Here is a 22,902-nt window from a genome sequence, read left to right on the forward strand (position 1 = left end):
CTTACCCCTCCTGATTCATAAGTAAAGACAAAATTCGCCGTTTCTCTTCTGGAAATGTCGTTTGATCCGTCAACAGATCTTTCGGAAAATACAGTTTATGATCGGTCCGTTTCTTGCCAGAAATAGCTTCCACCACATCTGACTGTCTTGAAAGTTCACTAAGCTCACCATTAGGCATCAGTAAATGAATAGGCACCCTTTCATCTTTTTCTCCGGGACGGTAAAAGTCGTATGGGAGATCAGATGAAGAATCAATCACTAAATAGTACTCAGGATTTAAACCAATCGTTTTGAAAAGCTGTTGCAGTTCTGGCCAGATGAGCATTTGTTTACTAGGATCACATTCAACATATTTAAACAGTCGTCGGTTCATAAACCTTTGACACAGATCACTTAAAATCGGATCCTCCTCCTCTTCCCAAGCTTGGAAATAATAAAGGATAATCGATTCGTCCAGCTTTAAATAGTCCTTTAAGGTCACTTCCCCCTCGAACATCGTTGTGAAATGAACCGGATTAATCTTGAACGCGTAATTGTCTGCTAAAAGCTCTTTCGCCCTATGAAGAATTTTACTTAGAATGACTTCAGCACTTCGCGTCACGGGGTGGAAGTAGACTTGCCAATACATCTGATAGCGGCTCATAATATAATCTTCAACGGCGTGCATACCGCTATGCTTAAACACCGCTTGATCTTCTTGAGGTCTCATCACTCTTAAAATCCGCTCCATGTCAAACTGTCCATAGCTGACCCCTGTATAGAACGCATCGCGCAACAAATAATCCATCCGGTCCGCATCGATCTGGCTGGAGATTAAACTGACTAATAGCTTGTTATCATAGGTCTTGGCGATGACATTAGCTACTTTAGCCGGGAAGTCGTCCCCCATTTGAAGCAAAATATCGTTAATTTCTGTGTTACCTAGAATGATACGTCTAGTCCACTTTTCGTGATCCATGTGAAAGACTTTTTCAAAAGAGTGAGAGAAGGGTCCGTGTCCCACATCATGAAGAAGGGCAGAGGCAAGGCACACTAAACGCTCTTCCGGATCCCACTCGCTTTTCTTTTCGAGATTGCCAATCATACGACGCATCACTTCGTAGACACCTAGGGAGTGATTAAATCTCGTGTGTTCAGCTCCGTGGAACGTTAAGAACGTTGTTCCTAGCTGACGAATCCTTCGAAGCCTTTGAAATTCTTTCGTGCCAATCAGCTTCCAAATAAGCTCGTCTCTCACATGTATATAGCGATGAACAGGATCTTTAAACACTTTTTCTTCGTCTAGCTTGCCGTCTGGCCTTCTCATGTCAGGTGGAACCCCTTCCTGTATGTGCAATTCTGTCTTACTGTTCATTTATCTTGTTCTATTATACTAGATTTTCCACTAGAAAAATCAATCCATATATAGCAGGCAATAGCGAAAAAGTATCAACACTCTATCATAGCCTGCTTGACTTGTGCTGTACGAACGAAAAGCTACACAAGCCCTTGGCTTCTGTAGCTTTTCGTTTATTTATCTTTAGCGACCATCATTATTTCATTCGCTTTTTAACTTTCTCCATTAATTGATCCTCATCTAGAGCTGCTACCGGGCGTTCATTTACAAACGTAAACACTTTTTTCCTTCCTGGTCCACAGTAAGACTGACAGCCAATGTCAATCTCCGCCTCAGGATCGAGGTGCTTTAGTTTTGGAACTAACGTTTTGATATTTGTGGCCTGGCAATCGTCACAAATGTAAAACTTGTTTGCCATTTTTCCACCACATCCTTTATTTATTTGAGCTTGATTCTCATTAGGCGTTATTGGTTTAACTGCTACTGAAGTATTTTACAACTATCTGATAGATGAATGCAAGAACCTTAGCCAAATTCCTTGTTGGAAATATGATATAATTTGCTGGATATGAAAAGAAACGATAAGGAGCCAGAACGATGGACTTACACCAATTATTATACCGAAGCCAATGGCTATTTTTCGATCAGGCTGTTTCCGGTCTTGCCATGAGTCCAGTCCATTCCTTTGCAATGGATGATACATTATGTCGTCGAGCAGGGGAACTGGAAGAGACGGGGATCGCCCGCTCTTGGGTCCATGATCGAACCGTGGTCTTAGGCATTCAAGACAGTAGGCTGCCATATATAGAAAAAGGCATAGATTATTTAAGAACACAAGGCTATGAAGTGATTGTCCGAAACTCTGGGGGCTTAGCTGTTGTCCTTGATCCTGGGGTGTACAACCTCTCACTCGTTTTCAAAGAGGAAAAAGGATTAACGATTGATCGGGGATATGATCTAATGGTCAGCTTCACGAAGTCACTATTACATGAGCTTGCCGGGGAAATTGTTGATGGGGAGATCAAAGAATCTTATTGTCCTGGTCGTTATGACCTCAGTGTTCAAGGACGGAAATTTGCTGGCATTTCCCAACGAAGGTTGCGCGGAGGCGTGGCAGTGCAAATCTATCTCGCTATGAGCGGGAGCGGGTCAGCGCGGGCTGAGGTCATTAGGGAATTTTACAGGATGGCGGTGAATGGTGCGTCGACAAAATTTGAATATCCTAAGATTCGCCCGGAGAAAATGGCATCGTTAGAAGAGCTATCGGGTAAAACGTTCATAGCAGAAGAACTGAATCATCGATGCCTTTTGCTTTTGCAAACATTAAGTAAAACTGTCGGCACGTACGAACTTACCTCAACTGACTGGGAACGCTACGAGACGAACTTGGAGAGGATCATTAAACGAAACGAAAAAGTTTCAAGCTGATCCGCCTTTATTCTTTAGAGAAAAACGCCTAAGAATCTTCATTCTTAGGCGTTTTTCTTCACTCTAGATTGAGTAGCTGGTTTTTTTCTTGTCACTGGCTTTTTCTTCTTTGTTTTGTCTATGGAAGCTTGCAGGGCTGTCATGAGATCAGTTACATTTGATACTTCTGGTTCTTTACCGTCTTTACTCTCTACCGTCTGTTCCCCGCTTCGCTTCTCTTCAATCAGCGACATCAAAGCTGTTCTGTAGTCATCACTGTACTTTTCTGGGGCAAACGGAGTCGTTAATTGTTTAATTAGCATCAGCGCGGTGTTCAACTCTTTTTTCGTAATGTTTTGTTCTTGTGGCATCGCTACATCTGATGCTTGACGGATTTCATCTGGAAAATGAATGGTCTCCATGAGTAAAGTATTTTCATATACCCGAACTACGGCTAGTTGTTCTTTTGATCGAATCACAATTTTGGCTATCCCGATCTTACCCGCTTCCTCTAAAGCCTTTCTCAACAGCAAATACGCTTTCCCACCTCCTGTATCTGGGGCAAGAAAATAACTTTTTTCGAAATAGATCGGATCAATCTCCTCCAAATGAACAAAATCAATGATTTCCACGGCCTTATCTTCATTTTCTTTCTTTAATTTTTCTAAATCTTCCTCATCAAGGACAACAAATTTATTTTTCTCATACTCGTATGCTTTGACGATCTCGTCATTTTTCACTTCTTTGTCGCACCCTGGACACACTTTCTGATAAGAAATCGGAGTATGACACTCTTTATGAATCTGTCTTAATTTAATATCTTTATTTTCAGTGGCAGCATGTAGCTTCACCGGAATGTTGACTAATCCGAAGCTGATGCTTCCTTTCCAAACTGTATGCATAGTCATCACCTGCCTTCTCTGTTAATTTGCAAGTTATCAGTGATGATTATTCATGGACTTTTTCGTAAAACATAGAAAAAAGGGGTGATAGTAGATGAAACCGATGCGATTGTCCCAAGTGGATCAACTCCCACAAGGAGCCGATTGGGTGTATGAAGTAAAATATGATGGTTTTAGAAGCGTGCTTAAATGGGAAAAAGAGGAGGTTGTTCTCCTGAGCAAAACCGGCAAGATCCTCAATACATCCTTCCCAGAAATCATTCGATTTTGTTCTGAACTACATGAAGATGTGAAATCTTTTTTACCTCTATTCTTGGACGGCGAATTAGTTTATTTAATGAACTCTTATCAAAGTGACTTCTCTATCGTGCAGCGGCGAAGTCGGGTAAAGCAGAAGCAGATGATAGAAACGCACGCCGCACAGCTTGCTTGTCACTTCGTCACTTTCGACTTGATAACTTTTAAGGGAAAATCGCTCACGAATCAACCGCTGTTAGAGAGAAAAAAACAGCTATTTTCGCTGTTTGAAACACTCCACCTACCTCTGCACGTGCAGCCTCAACGAAGTAAAAGTGTGCAAGCGATCTCCTATACAAGCAATGACGCTCAAATATGGGAAAACAGTAAATGGGCTGGCGCTGAGGGCGTAATTGCCAAGAAGAAAACAAGCCTTTACGAGCCAGGTAGCCGTTCAAAGCAATGGTTAAAAAAGAAAAACTGGCGCCTAGTCACTGTAGTCATCACTTCATTTACCAAGGGCAATGGCTACTTTGAAGGTAGCGTTCTAAAAGATGAGAGCTGGATCCCTGTCGTTCACGTTCGTCACGGATTTACTCCTGATGAAAAGAAGGCCTTAATCGACATGTTTTATCAAAATGGGATTGAAACGACTAACAGTCAATGGCAAATCCCCCCGTCGATCTGCCTTAATGTTGCCTGTATTGACTTCGATGGTAAACATTTGCGCGAGCCTCAATTTGCTTCTTTCCAATTGGATAAAGACCCTTTTGATTGCGAGTGGGATCACATGCTAAGGCAGCTTCATCCTTTACCCTCCGAAGTAAAGATGACCTCACCTGACAAAACGGTTTGGTCTTCCCATACGAAAAACGATTACATGCTTTTTTTACAAAACATTGCCCCATACCTGTTACCCCATTTAAAAGACAGGCTATTGACAGTAATTCGTTATCCTCAAGGTACAGGCGGAGAACCATTTTATCAAAAAAATTGTCCTGATTACGCTCCTTCATATGTGAACACTGTCAGGCACGGAAAAATCGATTATGTCGTTTGCAATAACTTGGAGACGCTTCTTTGGCTTGGAAACCAGTTAGCTCTTGAATTCCATACACCCTTCCAACCCACTTCAAGCTCGACACCTGATGAAATCGTCTTGGATTTAGACCCTCCTTCTGTAAACGAATTCACATTAGCTGTTGATGCTGCACTAAGATTGAAGGACGTTTTTGATGAATTTCAGCTGACTTCGTATGTAAAAACTTCAGGTAGAAAAGGGTTGCAAGTGTATCTCCCTCTTCCACCGGGCCGCTTTACCTATATGGAAACGAGAACATTCACGTCGTTTGTCTGTAAATTTTTATGTGAACAGGAACCGGATCGATTTACGGTGGAACGATTAAAGAAAAATCGAAAAAAACGACTATACTTAGACTATCTCCAACATGACTTAGGGAAAACCATCATAGCCCCTTATTCACCTCGCGGGACCAAGGAAGGACTCGTAGCCACACCTCTTTATTGGCATGAAGTGAATCGATCCTTGCATCCTAGGGAATTTACTCTTCCTTCTGTGATCGAGCGACTGAAAGAAACTGGAGATCCTTTCAGGTTTATGAAAGAAACCGATAACGGAGAGGCATTGGGTCGCGTCATCCATACTTTAACTGATAAATAACGGGGCTGGTGCTACGCCGGTAGCACCAGCCATGATGATCCGTTCTCATTCACATACGCTATGAATTAAAAAAAGGTGCCCCCACCAAGGCTGCTAATTTTAACAATCTTCTGGGACACCTTCTAATTTTCTATTATTCTGTTACCCCTTGCATGGCTGTAATCAAGGAAAGCTTGTACACATCTTCTGCGTTACAACCTCGTGACAAGTCATTTACCGGCTTGTTTAAGCCTTGCAAGATTGGACCGATTGCTTCGAATTGACCTAGGCGTTGAGCTAGCTTGTAACCAATGTTGCCCGCTTCAAGGCTAGGGAAAATAAATGTGTTCGCTTGGCCTTTTAACGGAGAATCGGGTGCCTTCTTCTCAGCCACACTTGGCACAAATGCCGCATCGAATTGAAATTCACCGTCTAATGTAAGCTCAGGTGCTTTCTCTTTTGCAATTTGAGTTGCTTCCACAACTTTTTCTGTTTCAGGGCTTACAGCTGAACCTTTTGTAGAGAAACTAAGCATTGCTACTTTCGGCTCAATTCCGAAAACTTTCGCTGTTTTCGCTGCTTCTACTGCTGTCTCAGCCATGTCGTTGCTGTCAGGGGAAATATTAATCGCACAATCACCAAAGATGTAGCGCTGATCGTCTTTCACCATAACGAATACGCCAGACGTCTTTTTCACGCCTTCTTTTGTTTTGATGATTTGAAGTGCAGGTCTCACTGTATCACCTGTCGAGTGTGCAGCCCCACTCACAAGTCCGACAGCTTTGCCTGTGTATACAAGCATCGTCCCGAAGTAATTAGGTGTCTGAAGAATTTTTTCTGCTTCTTCTTTCGTATTCTTTCCTTTTCGGCGTTCTACAAAGGCTTCGACCAACTGATCAAACTCTGGGTACGTTTCCGGATCGAAAATGGTTAGGGATGACACGTCTAACTTCAATTCAGCCGCTTTCGCTTGAATATCTTTTTCTTTACCAACAAGGATCGGATTCAAGATCCCTTCCGCTTTTAGACGGACCGTTGCTTCGAGAATTCTTTCGTCCGTACCTTCTGGAAATACAATGGACGGATGGTTTGCTTTTACTTTTTCAGCTATTGCTGTAAACATATCGCTCACAGGAATTCCTCCTTTATTTCTCTCTACTTACTAGGATACTCCTTCTTTTCATAAAAATAAATTGTTGGTAGCGCTTACGATTAATGTTTTAATTTTCAGAACGGGAAATATTCACTTTTTAGCTTATTTCACTGCTTTTCATCGCCTTTCAAACCCACTTATATTTTTAGCATAACCATCATTATACTGAATCTAACATTGCATTATTCTTACCAAATTAAGTATAATGAATGAATAGTCACTCATTTTAGAATGTTTCGAACAGGAAGGAACTTGGACACTATTCTTTCAAAGGGGGAAATTATGGGTTGTGAAGAGTTATTTAAACCGTTGAAAATCAATCAGTTAACGTTAAGAAGCAGAGTTATCATGGGATCCATGCACGTAGGATTAGAAGGATTGGACGATGGCATTTATAAACTAACCGAGTTTTATAAACGGAGAGCCAAGTATGACGTAGGGCTAATCGTTACGGGCGGTGCGGCCGTCAATCCTGAAGGCAGTGGCGGGCTCGATTTCATGACCATTTATGAAGAAGAAGATGTCGAGCGTTGGAAACCATTGACTCAAGGGGTTCATGACGAAGGAGGTGCTATAGCGTTGCAGCTGTTTCATGCGGGACGGTATGCTTACAAAGCCATGACTGGACTCGATCCTGTTGCGCCCTCCCCTCTTCAGTCACCAATTAATCCGGATGAACCGGTGGCGCTTACCCATGAAGAAATTGAACGAACAATCCAAGACTTTGCCCAAGGAGCCCGGCGAGCGAAGGAAGCGGGATTTGATGCAGTTGAAATCATGGGGTCAGAAGGTTATTTGATCAATCAATTCGTCTCCCCTGTCACGAACAAACGGACCGATCAGTGGGGTGGCTCGTTCGAAAACCGCATCCAATTTTCCTTGAAAATCACCGAAGCAGTCAGAGAAGCAGTCGGACCTGACTATCCAGTGTTATTCCGTATGTCTGGAATGGATTTGATCGATCAAAGCACGACAGAAATGGAAACGCTTCAATGGGCGCAGACGTTGGAGAAAGCAGGAGCCGATGTATTGAATATCGGGATAGGTTGGCATGAGTCTCGGGTTCCAACGATCTCGATGAAAGTGCCACGAATGAAATTCGTTCCAATTGCAGAAGCCATTGCTCAGCAAGTCAAGATTCCCGTTGTGGCTAGCAACCGTATTAATGACCCTAAAGATGCCAACGACATTTTGGAAAAAGGAACGGTTAAGCTTGTATCTATGGCCCGTCCATTTTTAGCAGACCCAGCCATCCTTAGAAAAGGTAAGGAAGAACGTTATGACGAAGTGAACACGTGCATCGCCTGTAATCAGGCGTGCCTCGATCATGTTTTTGAAGGAAAGCCGGCATCATGTCTCGTCAACCCTGAAGCGGGCAGAGAGACAGAGCTTCATATGATTTCTACCGAAACCGTGAAGAACCTGCTAATCGTTGGTGCAGGTCCAGCCGGACTGGAAACGGCAAGGGTTGCGGCAGAAAGAGGTCATTCAGTGACCATTGTCGATGAGAAACCGGAAATTGGCGGCCAACTGAATTATTCTAAACAAATTCCAGGCAAACAAGAATTTTATGAAACGCTTCGCTACTATCGTGTACAACTTGAGTTAGCTGGAGTTGACGTTCAGCTTGGCAAACGGATCGAGCCAAACGATCCCCTTATCCAACGTGCCGATGAAATCATTATCTCTACCGGTATCGTCCCTCGTGTTCCTGAGATTGAGGGTGTTGGAATGGAAAACATCTTATCGTACCGGGATATTTTTGAAGGGAAAGCAGAGACGGGGCAACAAGTCGTCATTATCGGCGGTGGTGGAATTGCTTGCGATTTGGCGCTGTTTTTGAAAGGAAAAGGGGTTGAATCCATCACCTTGCTGCAACGAAGTAAATCCTTTGCAAAAGGAATAGGAAAAACGACGCGATGGGCCACCATTATGGAAATGAAGCAACTGGGCATCAAGATGATCGGCGGCATTGAATCTTATAAGAAAATGGATGACCGCTCCGTGACCTTTATGCACTCTGGCGAAGAAAAGTTCCTATCCGCTGACAACATCGTTCTTGCGGCCGGTCAATTAACTAATAACGAGCTGGCTGAATCATTACAGGCTCAAGGAAAGACGGTTCATATTATTGGAGGAGCGAAAGATGCCCTCGGTTTAGACGCGAAAAAGGCGATTTTCGACGGTGCAGTCTTAGCTCGCACACTATAACACATTGGGGGAATTCATATGAATACAGTTCAATATGAGGTGAAAGATCAAGTAGCGACCATTACCATGGCGAGACCTGAAGTAAAGAACGCCATTAACGAAGAGATGCATAAAGACCTTTACGATTCGTTTCAAGAAGCCCGTCGCGACAGTGATGTAAAAGTCATCGTATTAACAGGCACGGAAGGATCTTTCTCCAGCGGCGCCGACTTAAAGAGTATTCCCATTGACCAGATGGACACGTTCGATCACGGCGAATATTTAGAACGGACCTACAATAAGCTCGTTACACTCTTGGACGACATCGAGAAACCGACCGTGGCATATATGAACGGAACGTCTGTGGGAGCCGGCTTAAGCTTGGCGCTCGCATGTGATTTCCGTTTCGCTTCACCCGAGGCAAAAATCGCGCTTAGCTTCCTACACATCGGTTTGACTCCTGATGCAGGTGCCTCTTATTTTCTACCCAGATTAGTCGGTTTAGGAAAAGCGCTGGAACTTGGTCTAGGTGAGACGATAAGTGCAGAGGAAGCCTTGCGAATCGGACTCGTCACAAAGCTTGGCGACCCAGATTCATTTATTCATGCATTAAAGCAAGCCCCCTCCCCTGCCTACGGTTGGATGAAAAAAAATATGAAGACCGGTTTGGATGATTCTCTTCCAGAGGTTCTAGACGCAGAAGTGGAAGGTCAGCGTGCAGCAGGAAAATCTGACGCCCATGTGAAAGCGGTTCAATTCTTTTTGTCGAGGTCGAAACGGTAAGAACTAGCGGCACGTCCCTTTTGGACGTGCCGTTTGGTTTTTCCAGTCGATCCTAGTATAATAGATAAGGTGTGGAGCAACGAACGTTGCATGTTCATAACTGTACGAATGAATTATTGTTGACGAAATGGAGTGGATGTAAATGGCTGAACCGGCAAAGACACTAGATGGTTGGTACGTATTACACGATTGTAGGAAAATGAACTGGGCGGAGTGGAAGAAAATTTCTTCTGATGAGCGAGAAGCCGTCATTGCTGAATTTTTGAAACTTCTAGCGAAATGGGATGTGACACAATCCAAGTTTGAAGGAAGTCACGGTCTTTATTCGATCTTAGGTCAAAAAGCAGATTTCATGATCATGTTGCTTCGTCCTACAATGGATGAACTTAATGAACTGGAAAATGCCTTTAACAAAACGAGGTTGGCAGAGTTCACCATCCCAACGTATTCTTACGTTTCTGTCGTTGAATTAAGTAATTACTTACCTGCAGATAAAGATCCTGATCAAGACCCTGAAATCCAAGCTCGCCTAAAGCCTATTTTACCGAAATGGCCTTATGTTTGTTTCTACCCAATGGACAAGCGCCGGCAAGGAAACGACAACTGGTATATGCTTCCAATGGAAGATCGCCAGACAATGATGCGCAGTCACGGCATGATTGGTCGCAGCTATGCAGGCAAAGTCCGTCAGATCATTTCCGGATCCGTTGGCTTCGACGATTGGGAGTGGGGCGTAACATTGTTCGCCCATGACGTCCTTCAGTTCAAAAAGCTTGTCTATGAAATGAGATTTGACGAAGTAAGCGCTCGTTACGGCGAATTCGGTTCATTCTACGTTGGAACCTTGCTTGATGACGATAAGATTAAGCCATTTTTATATGTTTAAAGTGGTGACCTGACCTGGCCAGAATGCGGCCAGGTTTTTTTGTTGGTTGGCGTGGCGGCTGCAGGTTCGGTCGTGCTGCGTAGCATGCCCCCTCATAACTACCTTTTCTCATTTTTATTGTCATAGCCTAGCATCTTCATACATACAATGGCATTAGCGTAGATGGTGGCATCATGTGTATTATCTGTATGTTAAAGCCAACGTCTATAGGTTGTTGAGGTGTCGTAAAGGGGGTGGGCACTTGGCTGTTATTAAAGCAAGAGAAAACGATATTGATTTATTAGCACGTTTAATGCGGGCTGAAGCTGAAGGCGAAGGTGAACAAGGAATGCTCAGTGCGGGGAACGTGATGGTAAATCGTGTACGTGCCAGATGTCTTGATTTCGTGGATATTAATACTGTCCCACGCATGGTGTATCAATCTCCAGGAGGATTTGAAGCTACACAAAAAGGGTATTTCTATCAACGTGCTAGAGAGAGGGATAGACGTTTAGCCAGAAGACTCGTACAAGGTGAAAGGTTCGTACCAGGTGAGTTTGATTTATGGTTTTTCAGACCAGATGGACCTTGTCCTGAACAATGGTGGGGGCAATGGAACACAGGACGATATAAGTTACACTGCTTCTTCGCCCCATTACCAAGTGATTGTCCTTCTGTATACACAGTTTATTAATTGATTCTCAGTCTTACTTAAAGGAGTGATCAGATGTATTCTCAACAAGGTCCATCTCAATCAGGATATGGTGATTATGGAAGCGGCCAACAGCCGAGTGGTTTTTCACAGATGCAACAACAGCCTTTTCAACAACAACCGTTCCAATATCAACCAGGTACGCCCATGCCCCCTCAACCACAATTTGCGCAGCAACAGCATTCACCTTTTTTACCTAGCCAAGCCACACCTGGTATGTTGCCCATTGAACAATCTTATATTGAAAATATCCTCCGCCTCAACCGGGGCCGCGTCGGTACGTTTTACTTGACTTATGAAAATAATGATAAATGGAATGCCAAGATTTTCAAAGGGGTGATAGAAGCAGCAGGACGGGATCATATCATCATTAGTGACCCGCAGACCGATAAACGGTACTTACTCTTGATGGTCAACCTTGATTACGTCACATTTGATGAGGAAATCGAGTACGACTATCCATTTAACAATTTGGCCCCTGGACAAATGGGAACGTACTCGCCCAGATAAGAGAAGTAAAGCTTTACCCACAATACAAAAACCATCGCCGTTTGTTTTTACAATGGCGATGGTTTTTCATTAATCGATCCACGCTGCAACAAATAATAGCGCCCAGCCTACAAGAAAAGCAAGTCCTCCGATTGGGGTAATGGCCCCTAATACTCGGATTCCCGTTAAACTCAAGGCATAAAGACTACCTGAAAACAAAATAATTCCAATCAAAAAGGCCCAACCTGCTCCATGGACAAGCCCTGTAGCAGACAAGTATTTTGTAAGGATTGCTACCGCTATCAGAGCTAACGCATGAATCATATGGTATTGCACGCCTGTTTGGAATGTTTCTAAATATCCATTTGTTTCTAACCGATCCTTTAGAGCGTGTGCCCCGAAAGCCCCTAGTGCTACAAACAAAAAAGCATTGATACTTCCTAACAATAAAAATAATTTCATCCTTTTTCTCCTTTCAAGGACAGTCATGCTATCCAATCTTCATATGGAAGAGCATACCATATCCTAAGACAAACAGAAAAGGGACTTCCTTCTCACCACAGCTTTGTTCCAATAGAACAAAAATTAGCGATTATGAATAAACACACGAAGCGCTTGTTCCACACGGTCAGCTTCCGATTTATCTTGACAATGAATCATGATATGGTCACCCTCAACATCTATTTGCACGTGGTGATACCCTTGGTGATCGAGAAAATCACCAATATCCGTCGCTTCTTCCTTTTCAGCATATAGCGTATGTTCTCCAATATATTCCCCGTTGACAAACATTTCATAACGCTCATTCTCCAGCTTCATTTCTCCTTCATTATTTCCTAAATATCTGAAGAATATCGGTACACCTATGAATCCGAAATTTTGTAACATCCACGCTCCACCTTCCTTTGAAATGGTTTAGTCAGCTCCGTTTGTTTTTATCGCCTTTGGAAAATCAGAACAAGTCCGCGAAGGGATGGGCGATACCTTTTGCAACCAATGTTGACGCCCTAAGAATAGCCTGTGATTTTTCCAAGAAAAATATGTGCCTGTTTCTTTGCGTCATAAACGGATGTTCTTCTATAATTGAACTAATCTAGAACAAGGGACTGATCGGAATGACTGAAAATATCACTGTTCGGCCTTATACATCTACGGACTACAATGACCTGCTCCACATTCAAAAAGAAGCTTTTCCTCCACCTTTCCCAGCCGAGCTTTGGTGGTCGTTAGAGCAAATTCATGCTCACGTTGAGACTTTTCCTGAAGGAGCCATGCTCGCTTTGTGGAATGGAAAAGTAGCAGGTTCCGCCACTTCCTTGATCACAACCTTCGATAGTTCCGATCATTCATGGGAAGACATAGCTGATCAAGGGTATATACGACAAACACATGAGCCGAATGGAGATACGCTATATGGGATAGATATTTGCGTCAGGCCTGATTTTCGAGGGAAAGGCATAGCAAAGGCTCTCTATGAAGCGAGAAAGCAATTGGTCATCGACCTCGGATTAGACCGATATATTGCAGGGTGTCGCATTCCTGGTTATTACCGATTTGCTGACAAGCTGACCGTGGGGCAGTACGTCGACCGCGTGGTGTCCGGAGAATTAAAAGATCTTGTTTTATCATTTATGCTCGGGCAAGGGTTAACTCCTGTACAAATTATTCCAAATTATGTGGATGACAATGAATCATTGAATTATGCAGTGATGGTGGAATGGAAAAATCCTAGCAAAAGAAAATACAGCAAAAAGAGGGCGACTCAGTTTTAGAGTCGTCCTCTTTTTATCTTTCCCTTTTCACATGCTGTTCATAGCTAGAAGTCAAAAAGACTATCGCTTTTAGGATTGTCCCCTTCATCATAAATCGGGGTTTTCTTCCTATCTTGAACAGACTCTGTTTTAGTCTTTGTATCAGTGAAACCTTCCGACATCCTTCTAGTAACCTCATCTACAGAAGCGTGTTGAACTTTAGCCGGGGCTTGTAAATGAGAACTGCCTGAATCAAGCAGCAAGTCGCAATACGTTTTCAACGCTTGGGCATGATCCCGGTAAGAGTTTGGTGTTGTCTCATCGAGAGACCCTTTTAGCTTCATTAGCTCTTCTTCCATTTTTCGAACGACGAGCTTTGCAGGGATTTCCATCGGCCTCTCCCCCTTTCTTTAGCATATAGCTCTGCTGGTTTTTGTCAGCTATGATCTTGCTACTGCCCAGCCGAGAGAAGATGTTACCTTATTTGTTCGTTAACTCCATGAACGTGTCTAAGTCTTGTTTCAAGAAGTCGATCGCATCTTGCCAGAAATTTGGTTGAGTCAAGTCCACGTTCAAGTGCTTTTTCGCCAAATCTTCTACTTCAAGACGGCCAGTGTCACGCAAGAGTTCAATATACTTTTCTTCAAAAGCGGCTCCTTCTTGAGCTGCTTTCGCATAAATACCCAAGCTGAACAAGTATCCAAACGTATACGGGAAGTTGTAGAATGGCACGCCAGTAATATGGAAATGAAGTTTCGATGCCCAAAAGCTTGGTGAGTATTCTCCAAGAGCGTCACAGTAAGCTTCTTTTTGTGCGTCGACCATGAGTTCATTCAATCGTTCTTTACTGACTAGTCCGTTTTTACGCTCTTCGTAAAATCTCGTTTCAAACAAGAAGCGCGAATGAATATTCATAAAGAAAGCTACACTTCGATTTAGTTTATCATCTAACAGTTGAATCTTTTCCTCATCCGTTTTCGCCGCCTTGACGGTTGCATCTGATACAATCATTTCAGCAAAGGTAGAAGCTGTTTCGGCTACGTTCATAGCATACCGCTGAGAAAGTTGTGGAAGATCGTTCATAACGTGCTGATGGTAAGCGTGGCCTAATTCATGAGCAAGTGTGGCCACGTTTGAAGCGGAGCCGTCATACGTCATAAATATACGTGATTCTTCTTTAATAGGAAAACTTGTACAAAATCCACCTGGACGCTTACCGTCACGGCTTTCAGCTTCAATCCATCTCTCATCAAAAGCTTTTTGTGCGAACTGAGCCATTTTTGGACTGAATGCTCTGAATTGCTCAACGATCATCTCAGCTGCTTCGTCATAGCTCACTTCTGCTACGTTTTCAGTTAAAGGGGCGTTAATGTCATACATATCAAGCTTCTCTAATCCTAACATATCCGCTTTTCTGTTCATATATTTAACGAAACTGTCTTTATTCTTGGTGATCGTCTCCCACATCACGTCCAACGTTTCCTTTTTCATCCGGTTGATTTGCAACGGCTCTTTTAATACTTCGTCCCACCCTCGGGCGTTGTAAGTTTCCAGACGGAAGCCAGCCAAATGATTGAGCGTATTGGAGAAAAGCTCCGATTCATCGGCCCATGCTTGTTCAAACTGTTCAAATACATGCTTTCTTACTTTTCTGTTTTTATCAGAAAGCTTATTTGAAGCTTGTCCTACAGACAGGGATTTCTTTTCTCCATCTTCTTCTATATTCACTTTCATTCTGCCGACGATGACATTATACATGTCCCCCCATGCTTGATAGCCATCAATAGACAAACTTTGGATCAGCTTTTCTTTATCTGCAGGAAGCTTCTCTTTAGCGTTTGTGCGGCGCTCGTTTAAATTAAATAAAATCGGCAACATGTCATCTTGGCTGATGAACGCTTCCCACTGTTCATCATTAAAAGCAAGCAACTGTTCATCGATCGACGTCATGATCGAGGCATATTTCGTCGACAGTTGTTTTACTTTTCCAGCTAGTAACTTTGCCTCATCATCGTTCACGTCTTGAGCCGTTAAACAGCTTATAAACGCACCTGCTTCCCGAGCTTTTTTCCCCACCTCTTGGGCGTCATTTACAAATTTAGCCCAGACAGCCACATCTGCACTATTTGTTTCGTCCAGGTTTTTCTGGAAAGTGTTCAGCTCCGTCTCTAGCTCTTTTAGGTGCTGCTTGAACTCCTCGGACTGACTCCCCCCGGGAAAAATCGTATCTAAATTCCAGACTTCACTATACTTTTGCCCTTTTTCACTCATGATATGACCTCACTTTTTTAGAGTATTGGTAGTACGATTACGCTTTAAGCACGTGACCTAAATGACGGATCTGATCTGATTCGTAAATGTGTGTTCCTGGACTGTCTTGCTGAGCCACTTCATACATGGAGGCAGCGACGTGTGATCCTTTGACTGGCTTGAACTTTTTCAAAGAACCTATAAGAAAGAAAGACAAGGGTTTACTCAACCATTCCGCCGACTTTTCTCCAGCACGAAACTCGTAGCGTTCACCAATTAATAAGGATGGCCTAAATATATGTAGCGCCGGTAACTTCATCGTCATCAGCCCTTCTTCAAGCGTCCCTTTCACTCGATTGTAGAAAAAACGGGATTCTCGGTCTGCTCCCATGGCTGAAACCAATAAGAAGCGATCTGTATGATATTTTTTAGCCATTTCAGCTAGTTTTATCGGATAAGTATAATCAACTTTAATAAACGCTTGATGGGATTTCGCCTGCTTCATTGTCGTTCCGAGTGTTACAAAGACGTCGTTCACTTTCTCAAAGACCTCATCGATCTGATCCAACTCATCAAAAGAAATCAGGTGTTCTTGAACGAGAGGATGCTTGTAAAAAGGCGTTCGTCGTCTTGTCACAAGATGAATCTCATCATATTTTTTACTGTTAATCAGCTCTTTCACAACATGTCTGCCAACTAACCCTGTTGCCCCAGCCACTAATGCTTTTTTCAACTTGTCCACCTCTTCCTTTTCTCCATATTGTTTCCAATGTACCATGAATAGACTGAAAAATGAAACGATCCGGTTGGAAACGAGTGGAGTCTTTAAAGTTCTGAATTACTCTTGTGAAATAATGAGCAATAAATTATGATTAATTAGGAAATGCGCTCCACTTGCTCCCTTTGAGTGCTCTTCCCTCTAATTTTCGCTTATTTATTATCCCCCACTAAAAACAGATAGGATGATCCCTCATGTTAATAAAACCTCGCACAATTTCTTATGAATTAAACATGTTACGTTTACTTAAACGTCGAATGAAGTTCTCCCCGGAACTTGCTTTTCACTATGAGAACTTAGAGAAAGGATACACTGGAGAAACGTGTTTCGACCAATGGTTGGAAAACGTGACGTCTGACGTCCTTATCTTGCATGACCTTCTTTTAAAAGTGAATCTATCCTATTTTCAGATTGATACACTAGTGATAGCTCCTGCATCAATGTATCTTTGCGAAGTAAAATATTTAAAAGGGAACTACTATATCGATTCACAGAGCGGTAAGTGGTATGCGCAACCAAAAAACGAAACAAAAGACCCAGTTCTTCAACTGGAAAGGTGTGAAACTCTGTTTAAACAACTACTCCATCAGCTACGTTTTTTCCTTAGCAATGTAGTGCCTTTCGTCATCTTCCCACATGAAGAATTCACCTTACTCCAAGCCCCGCTAGAGCTTCCATTAATATTACCAACCCAAATTCCCTCACTCATTCGAAAATTAAACAACGCAACAGGTAAACTCTCAAATAAACACTATGAAATAGCAAATAAACTGTCCTCTTTGCATATCGACCGATCACCTTTCGTGAGATTACCTCACTATGAATTTCAATTGCTTCGCAAAGGGATTCCTTGTCCTATATGTCAAAGGTTTATGATCTCCTTGAAGAACAAAATAGCTTGTGACGTTTGCAAATATACTGAAAAGAGTTCGATTAGTCTTCTTCGATCGATCAAAGAGTTCCAATTCCTTTTCTCTGAAAAATCTCTCACCACTTTCATCATCCACGAATGGGTAGATGGGATTTGCTCCAAAAGATCTATTAGAAATGTGTTAGTGAAACACTTTGATCCTGTAGGTTATGGAAAAGGAACCTCTTTCAAGAATAAAAACTAGTAATTATTTCGTTCTTATTGTGAGTGTGAAGGGGTAATCGACCTCTTTTTACTCTTAGCCTCGTGGTTTTTACCGATAAAATCGGTTTTCGACCTCTTTTCATTCTCGCTCTCTCGGTTTCTACCGATAAAACCATTTATCGACTTCTTTTCATTCTCACTCCTTCGGTTTCTACCGATAAAACCATTTATCGACTTCTTTTCTCTCTCGCTCCCTCAGTTTCTACCGATAAACTATTTTATCGACTTCTTTTCTCTTTCACTCTCTCGGTTTCTACCGATATCAATAAAAAACTAAAAACAGACCTGGGTTTCCCCCAGGTCTGTTCCAGTATTTATTCGACTTCACAAGCTTCCCCATCCGCTTGTACCGGAAGACAAATAGTAAAGGTGGTCCCTTTTCCTTTTTCAGAAGATACGTTTATCGATCCATTCATGTCTTCAACGACACTGTAACTGACCGTTAACCCTAGTCCTGTGCCAGTTTCTTTCGTTGTGTAAAAGGGCGTCCCCAACTTTTCCACTGTCTCGCGATCCATTCCTGCTCCGGTATCCTCGATAGAAATCATCACGACCTTGTCAGCTTCCTCGCCCTCTAGATAAGTGCGTATATTCATCCTTCCTCCATCGGGCATCGCTTCTATTCCATTCTGGATTAAATTGATCAGCACTTGCTTCATTTTATCTCTATTCATGTGTAATTCCGGGAGGTTCCCATGAAGAAATGTCTCAAGCTCAATGTGATTTTTCTTCATTTGAGACTCTTGTAATAATACGATGTCCTGAAGAATATCCTCCACATCTACATTCGTTTTTTCGTTAGATGGGTTCGGGTTCGCGATGTTCAATAGTTCATTCATGATCTTATTGATCCTATCAATTTCTTCTATAACTATAGGATAATACTTCAAATTATCTTCTCTATCCTGTTCATTAAATAGCTGGATAAACCCTTTTATAGTTGTTAACGGATTACGTATCTCATGGGCAAAACCAGCAGACATTTCTCCAACTACTTTTAATTTCTCAGAACGGAGAAGTTCTCTTTCCATCTCTCTTTTTTCGGTTAAATCATAGAACACGACTAGTAATTCGTCGTGAATACCTTCACCTTCTAACTTAGGTAAAGTAGAAATACTTAGAAAATATGTTTTCAGTTCTCCGTTGAATGTACATTCCATTTCAAACTGACTACCTTTTTCCTTTTTTTCCAAGAACATTTCAAGATTGCTAGTGTTTACGAAATTCATAAACGGCTTTGATTGCTTCATCAAGTGATCAAGCGTCGTTCCGATGACATACTTCTTATCGTGTTGGAAAACTTTCTCGCACATCCTGTTAAATAAAGTGATTTGCTTTGTGTGACGGTCAAGGGCGAACACTCCATTGTCGGTTGTTTCAAGTACCATGGTCGACTTCTTATGGGCGTTTTCTCTGTCTTCCAACTGTTTGGTCATTCGGTCAAACGTAGCATTCAAATGGTTTACTTCTTCATATGCACTCACGTACTTCCAATCTTTCCGCTCCCCATCAGCGAAGGTTCTTGTTGTTTCAACGAGTTGGCTGACTGGCCGAACGATATAATCGGACAAACGATATACAGCAAAGGTCAACAGGAAAATTAACACGGCAAATGATATTAAATAGCGAAGTAATAAATCATTCAAAGAAGCGTAAAGCTCTGATTCTTCAACCGCTACCCCTACATACCACTCTTGATCAAAACCGGGAAACGATTCTATTTTAGAGAAAGAATGTACTTCTCCATCGCTCGCTTCAATGATCTCACGTTGGTCAACTAAGAGATCCAACCTCTCCTTTGAAAAACCTTGTCTATCAAGGTAATTGACACCAAGAACTTTGGATAGATCTGGATGAGAAATCACTTCTCCCAGTTCATTCAGAAGGAAAGTATACCCTCCCCAGCCATTGTCTTGTTGCTCATTTGTATATCCTTCTAACATGTTGTACAGGTTACTTAGGTCAAATGAAGGGGATATCACGCCAATAATATCTTGATTTATATCATACACCGGTGCAGCCACTACAAGAGCTGGCTCGTTGAGAATAGAAGAATAATAGATATCCGACATAAACGTCTGACCCTTCATAGCTTCGGCAAACCACGGGCGGTCACTGATATCTTCACCAATAACTTCATTTTCAATATCTCCGATGACGATCCCTTCCGTGTTTAAAAGATACGCATCGTCATAAATATCATGAATATCTAAAAAATAATACATTTGATCACGGATTTCCAACAGCGAGCTGGAAGGGTCCATCATCACGGGATTTTTAGATAAGTACTCTGTATCATTGACCCGTTCTTTCAGAAATCGCGATATTTCATCTGTCATATTTGACGTTTGTATGGAAAGTGATCTCTCTGCATGATTCGTCATTTCCTGCTTTTGGGTTGTATAACTAATAAAACCGACCACAATCATCGGTAAAATAGCAATTAATAAAAAAAACACTAGTAATTTTGACCTTAACGTGTGAAACATGTTTAAGTCCCCTTATTCATTTCTATAAATATCAATTCTAAAGTAAAAAAACTTAAATCGATCAATTACGACAAATTTTGCAAACGAATGTCGATAAATATATTATACCGATATTTTTACTGAAAGGATATAGTTTATACACATCCGCTCATCTTATAAGAGTTTAATATTTTTGTGAACAGGGAATTATATTTATTCCATTTAAACCAATAGTACCCTAGTCATAAAATTAGAGAAAATCGTCCTTCACTCCCTTTCGTGTAGTAGATTTAAACGGCGTACTAAAAAGAGACCCTCACATTACATGTGAAGGTCTCTTCTATATAACTCATCCATTTTCCATATAATACTTGTAGAGTGCTTGGGTTCCTGAATCCCCTTCGCCTTTTTCAGCCAGTTCTTGGTACAACCTCTTAGCGACTACAAGACCAGGAGTTTTCAACCCCATTTCTTCAGCCGAATCTATGGCAATCGTCATATCTTTAATAAAATGCTTCATATAAAAACCGGGAGCGAAATCCCCTTTAATCATTCGGGGAGCCAGTTTAGACATCGTAAAACTCCCTGCCGCTCCTGTTTCAATCGAAGCAAGCACTTGCTCTTGATCGAGTCCTGCCTTTTTCGCATAAGCCATCGCTTCACTGACACCCATCATCGTACCAGCAATCGCTATTTGATTGGCCATCTTCGTGAATTGGCCAGCTCCAGCCGGGCCTTGAAGACGTATATTAGAGCCCATAAGCTCGAAAATTTGCTTCATCTCTATAAAAGCCTCTTCTACTCCACCGACCATAATTGTCAAGTTGGCATCCCGAGCTCCGATATCCCCGCCGGATACAGGGGCATCCAAGGTATGAAGATTACGTTTCTCTCCTTCTTCGAAAAGGTGTTTAGCCAAATTCGGCTTAGATGTAGTCATATCAATGATATACGTCCCTGCCTTTGCATGGTTGATAATCCCATCGTCGCCCAAATATACTTCCTCAACATCATGGGGATAGCCAACAATGGTGATCACCACATCAACAGATTCTGCCAATTTTACAACAGAGTCACACCAGCGAGCCCCTTCTTTCAAAAGATCTTCCGCTTTTCTTTTCGTCCGATTGTAAACATACAGATCATGGCCGCCTTTCATTAAATGGCGGACCATACTTTTCCCCATGACACCTGTTCCAATAAATCCAATCGACTTTTTATCCACGGTGCTCTCCCTCTCTTCTTTTAGACTTAGACAAACTCATCTGGATGAGGACCAAAACGTAACCCTTCGTTGCATTCATTTAATACGTCCATTTCCGTCTCTGATAACTGAAAATCAAATACCTCTGTGTTTGCTTGAATTCGCTCTTTCGTCACTGACTTTGGAATTGTGACGACCTCATTTTGCAAATCCCACCGAATCAACACTTGAGCAGGTGTTTTGCCATGTCTTTCGGCAATTTCTTTCAGTTGCAAATCGTCAAACTTTCGCCCTCTAGTCAACGGGCTCCACGCTTCCACTTGAATACCCTTTCCCTTACAAAAATCGTACAGGTCTGGTTGAGAAAGCCAAGGGTGATATTCTACTTGATTCACTGCAGGAACAACCGTTGCGTTCTCTAACAGGTTTTCTAAATGATGAACGAGAAAATTACTGACACCAATGGCCCGAACTTTTCCGTCTTCATACAATTTCTCCATCGCCCTCCACGTGTCTTTGAATTTGCCTGTCACTGGCCAGTGGATTAAATACAAGTCAATCACATCTACTCCTAGCTTACGTCGGCTCTGCTCAAATGCAGCGAGAGTTTCATTGTAACCTTGATCGTCATTCCAAACTTTTGTCGTGATGAAGATCTCATCCCGCGGCACATCAGACTGTGCAATCGCCCGTCCAACTCCTTCTTCATTTTGGTAAAAAGAGGCTGTATCAATGCTGCGGTATCCTGCAATTAAAGCTTCTTGGACCGCCCGAACGACTTCATCTCCCTCTTCCGCCTTGTAAACGCCAAGGCCTAACCAAGGCATGGTAACGCCGTTATTTAATGTTGTTGTTGAACGAATGTTCATGATTGTTTCCTCCTCAAGTTGATTTCATTTCATTCCAATGCACAGGTAGTTCCCAATCTACTTCTTTTTGACCGATGCTTTTTAGAAAGTCATTCGCTCTTGAAAAAGGTCTGCTTCCGTAAAACCCTCGATGGGCAGCGAAAGGACTTGGATGGGGCGACTGAATGATGTAGTGATGATCTTGAGTGACAAGCTTCCCTTTCACTTGGGCACGCTTCCCCCATAAGATAAACACAACCGACTGTTTCCGTTCATTCAAACGTTTAATCACTTCATCGGTGAACATTTCCCACCCTTGCCCTTTATGAGATTGAGGTGTTCTTGCTCTCACCGTCAAAACATCATTCAGTAATAGCACCCCTTCGTCCGCCCATTTTTGCAAAAAACCATGCTGAGGGACTGGAAATCCCAAATCTTCGTGCAGTTCCTTATAGATATTCTTTAATGAGGGAGGCACGTTCATGCCTGGTTGCACTGAGAAACTTAAACCATGGGCTTGACCCGGTCCATGGTAAGGGTCCTGTCCAATAATGACAACTTTCGTCTGTTCATATGGCGTACTATGTAATGCATTGAAAATGTCGTGCATAGAGGGGTATACATCCTGTTCCAAATATTCTTGCTTTAGAAACTCTCGCAACTGTAAATAATATGTTTTTTCAAATTCGCTCTGTAAATGTTCTTGCCAATCATTGTTTAATGGAATCATACGC

General features: G+C 42.3%; 21 protein-coding genes and 1 pseudogene. 9 read left to right on the forward strand and 13 right to left on the reverse strand.

Annotation, left to right across the window (positions count from 1 at the left end; translation table 11 throughout):
- Position 1 precedes the first annotated feature (1 nt).
- Positions 2-1,306, reverse strand: coding sequence for an HD domain-containing protein (locus tag CR194_RS18410; protein ID WP_110611799.1), 1,305 nt, complete (start codon positions 1,304-1,306; stop codon positions 2-4).
- 226 nt (positions 1,307-1,532) lie between these two features.
- A complete protein-coding gene (locus CR194_RS18415) occupies positions 1,533-1,754 on the reverse strand; it encodes a DUF1450 domain-containing protein (protein ID WP_110611801.1) in 222 nt (73 codons plus the stop codon).
- 179 nt (positions 1,755-1,933) lie between these two features.
- On the opposite strand from CR194_RS18415, the gene CR194_RS18420 reads away from it, so the two are divergent.
- A complete protein-coding gene (locus CR194_RS18420; protein ID WP_110611803.1) occupies positions 1,934-2,764 on the forward strand; it encodes a lipoate--protein ligase family protein in 831 nt (276 codons plus the stop codon).
- Between the two features lie 44 nt (positions 2,765-2,808).
- On the opposite strand, the gene ku is transcribed toward CR194_RS18420, so the two are convergent.
- On the reverse strand, positions 2,809-3,645 hold the full coding sequence (ku, locus tag CR194_RS18425; protein ID WP_110612221.1) for a non-homologous end joining protein Ku: 837 nt from the start codon (positions 3,643-3,645) through the stop codon (positions 2,809-2,811).
- Between the two features lie 94 nt (positions 3,646-3,739).
- Between ku and CR194_RS18430 the strand changes: the two genes are divergently transcribed.
- Entirely contained in the window at positions 3,740-5,563 is a 1,824-nt protein-coding gene (locus CR194_RS18430) for a DNA ligase D (protein ID WP_110611805.1), read from the forward strand.
- 133 nt (positions 5,564-5,696) lie between these two features.
- On the opposite strand, the gene pta is transcribed toward CR194_RS18430, so the two are convergent.
- Complete coding sequence (gene pta, locus CR194_RS18435) at positions 5,697-6,674, reverse strand: phosphate acetyltransferase (RefSeq protein WP_110611807.1); 978 nt, start codon at positions 6,672-6,674, stop codon at positions 5,697-5,699.
- A 303-nt stretch (positions 6,675-6,977) separates the two neighbouring features.
- On the opposite strand from pta, the gene CR194_RS18440 reads away from it, so the two are divergent.
- The 5 genes from CR194_RS18440 to gerQ all read left to right on the forward strand — a co-directional run bounded on the left by CR194_RS18440 (position 6,978) and on the right by gerQ (position 11,755).
- The gene (locus tag CR194_RS18440; protein WP_110611809.1) at positions 6,978-8,906 is read left to right on the forward strand and encodes an oxidoreductase; all 1,929 of its coding nucleotides are present in this window, start codon (positions 6,978-6,980) and stop codon (positions 8,904-8,906) included.
- A gap of 18 nt (positions 8,907-8,924) precedes the next feature.
- Positions 8,925-9,668, forward strand: a complete 744-nt coding sequence (locus tag CR194_RS18445; RefSeq protein ID WP_110611811.1) for an enoyl-CoA hydratase/isomerase family protein — start codon at positions 8,925-8,927, stop codon at positions 9,666-9,668.
- A 142-nt stretch (positions 9,669-9,810) separates the two neighbouring features.
- On the forward strand, positions 9,811-10,554 hold the full coding sequence (hemQ, locus tag CR194_RS18450) for a hydrogen peroxide-dependent heme synthase (protein ID WP_110611813.1): 744 nt from the start codon (positions 9,811-9,813) through the stop codon (positions 10,552-10,554).
- Positions 10,555-10,795: 241 nt separating this feature from the next.
- Positions 10,796-11,227, forward strand: a complete 432-nt coding sequence (locus CR194_RS18455; protein WP_110611816.1) for a cell wall hydrolase — start codon at positions 10,796-10,798, stop codon at positions 11,225-11,227.
- A gap of 33 nt (positions 11,228-11,260) precedes the next feature.
- Positions 11,261-11,755, forward strand: a complete 495-nt coding sequence (gene gerQ, locus CR194_RS18460; RefSeq protein WP_233254423.1) for a spore coat protein GerQ — start codon at positions 11,261-11,263, stop codon at positions 11,753-11,755.
- A 69-nt stretch (positions 11,756-11,824) separates the two neighbouring features.
- Here gerQ and CR194_RS18465 read toward each other — a convergent pair whose 3' ends face one another.
- Positions 11,825-12,196, reverse strand: coding sequence for a DUF423 domain-containing protein (locus CR194_RS18465; protein ID WP_110611817.1), 372 nt, complete (start codon positions 12,194-12,196; stop codon positions 11,825-11,827).
- Between the two features lie 123 nt (positions 12,197-12,319).
- Positions 12,320-12,622: a hypothetical protein gene (locus CR194_RS18470; RefSeq protein ID WP_110611819.1), complete on the reverse strand. Its 303-nt coding sequence runs from the start codon at positions 12,620-12,622 to the stop codon at positions 12,320-12,322.
- 227 nt (positions 12,623-12,849) lie between these two features.
- Here CR194_RS18470 and CR194_RS18475 point away from each other — a divergent pair, with 227 nt between their 5' ends.
- Positions 12,850-13,506, forward strand: a complete 657-nt coding sequence (locus CR194_RS18475) for a GNAT family N-acetyltransferase (RefSeq protein WP_110611821.1) — start codon at positions 12,850-12,852, stop codon at positions 13,504-13,506.
- 44 nt (positions 13,507-13,550) lie between these two features.
- On the opposite strand, the gene CR194_RS18480 is transcribed toward CR194_RS18475, so the two are convergent.
- From CR194_RS18480 to CR194_RS18490, 3 genes are all read right to left on the reverse strand, one after another.
- The gene (locus CR194_RS18480; protein ID WP_110611823.1) at positions 13,551-13,877 is read right to left on the reverse strand and encodes a YwdI family protein; all 327 of its coding nucleotides are present in this window, start codon (positions 13,875-13,877) and stop codon (positions 13,551-13,553) included.
- Between the two features lie 88 nt (positions 13,878-13,965).
- A complete protein-coding gene (locus CR194_RS18485) occupies positions 13,966-15,756 on the reverse strand; it encodes a M3 family oligoendopeptidase (protein ID WP_110611825.1) in 1,791 nt (596 codons plus the stop codon).
- A 37-nt stretch (positions 15,757-15,793) separates the two neighbouring features.
- Positions 15,794-16,468 carry an NAD(P)H-binding protein gene (locus CR194_RS18490; RefSeq protein ID WP_233254424.1) on the reverse strand — a complete coding sequence of 225 codons (675 nt, stop codon included), beginning with the start codon at positions 16,466-16,468 and terminating at the stop codon, positions 15,794-15,796.
- Between the two features lie 239 nt (positions 16,469-16,707).
- On the opposite strand from CR194_RS18490, the gene CR194_RS18495 reads away from it, so the two are divergent.
- Entirely contained in the window at positions 16,708-17,628 is a 921-nt protein-coding gene (locus CR194_RS18495) for a nuclease-related domain-containing protein (protein WP_110611829.1), read from the forward strand.
- 334 nt (positions 17,629-17,962) lie between these two features.
- On the opposite strand, the gene CR194_RS18500 is transcribed toward CR194_RS18495, so the two are convergent.
- The 4 genes and pseudogenes from CR194_RS18500 to CR194_RS18515 all read right to left on the reverse strand — a co-directional run bounded on the left by CR194_RS18500 (position 17,963) and on the right by CR194_RS18515 (position 22,898).
- Complete coding sequence (locus tag CR194_RS18500; RefSeq protein ID WP_110611831.1) at positions 17,963-20,137, reverse strand: sensor histidine kinase; 2,175 nt, start codon at positions 20,135-20,137, stop codon at positions 17,963-17,965.
- A gap of 328 nt (positions 20,138-20,465) precedes the next feature.
- Positions 20,466-21,344, reverse strand: a pseudogene (locus CR194_RS18505) (NAD(P)-dependent oxidoreductase); the annotation flags it as partial.
- Positions 21,345-21,367: 23 nt separating this feature from the next.
- Positions 21,368-22,189, reverse strand: coding sequence for an aldo/keto reductase (locus tag CR194_RS18510; protein ID WP_110611832.1), 822 nt, complete (start codon positions 22,187-22,189; stop codon positions 21,368-21,370).
- Positions 22,190-22,202: 13 nt separating this feature from the next.
- Complete coding sequence (locus CR194_RS18515; protein ID WP_110611834.1) at positions 22,203-22,898, reverse strand: uracil-DNA glycosylase; 696 nt, start codon at positions 22,896-22,898, stop codon at positions 22,203-22,205.
- Positions 22,899-22,902: the final 4 nt, after the last annotated feature.

The sequence above is a fragment of the Salipaludibacillus keqinensis genome (genome assembly GCF_003226325.1).
GTDB lineage: Bacteria > Bacillota > Bacilli > Bacillales > Salisediminibacteriaceae > Salipaludibacillus > Salipaludibacillus keqinensis.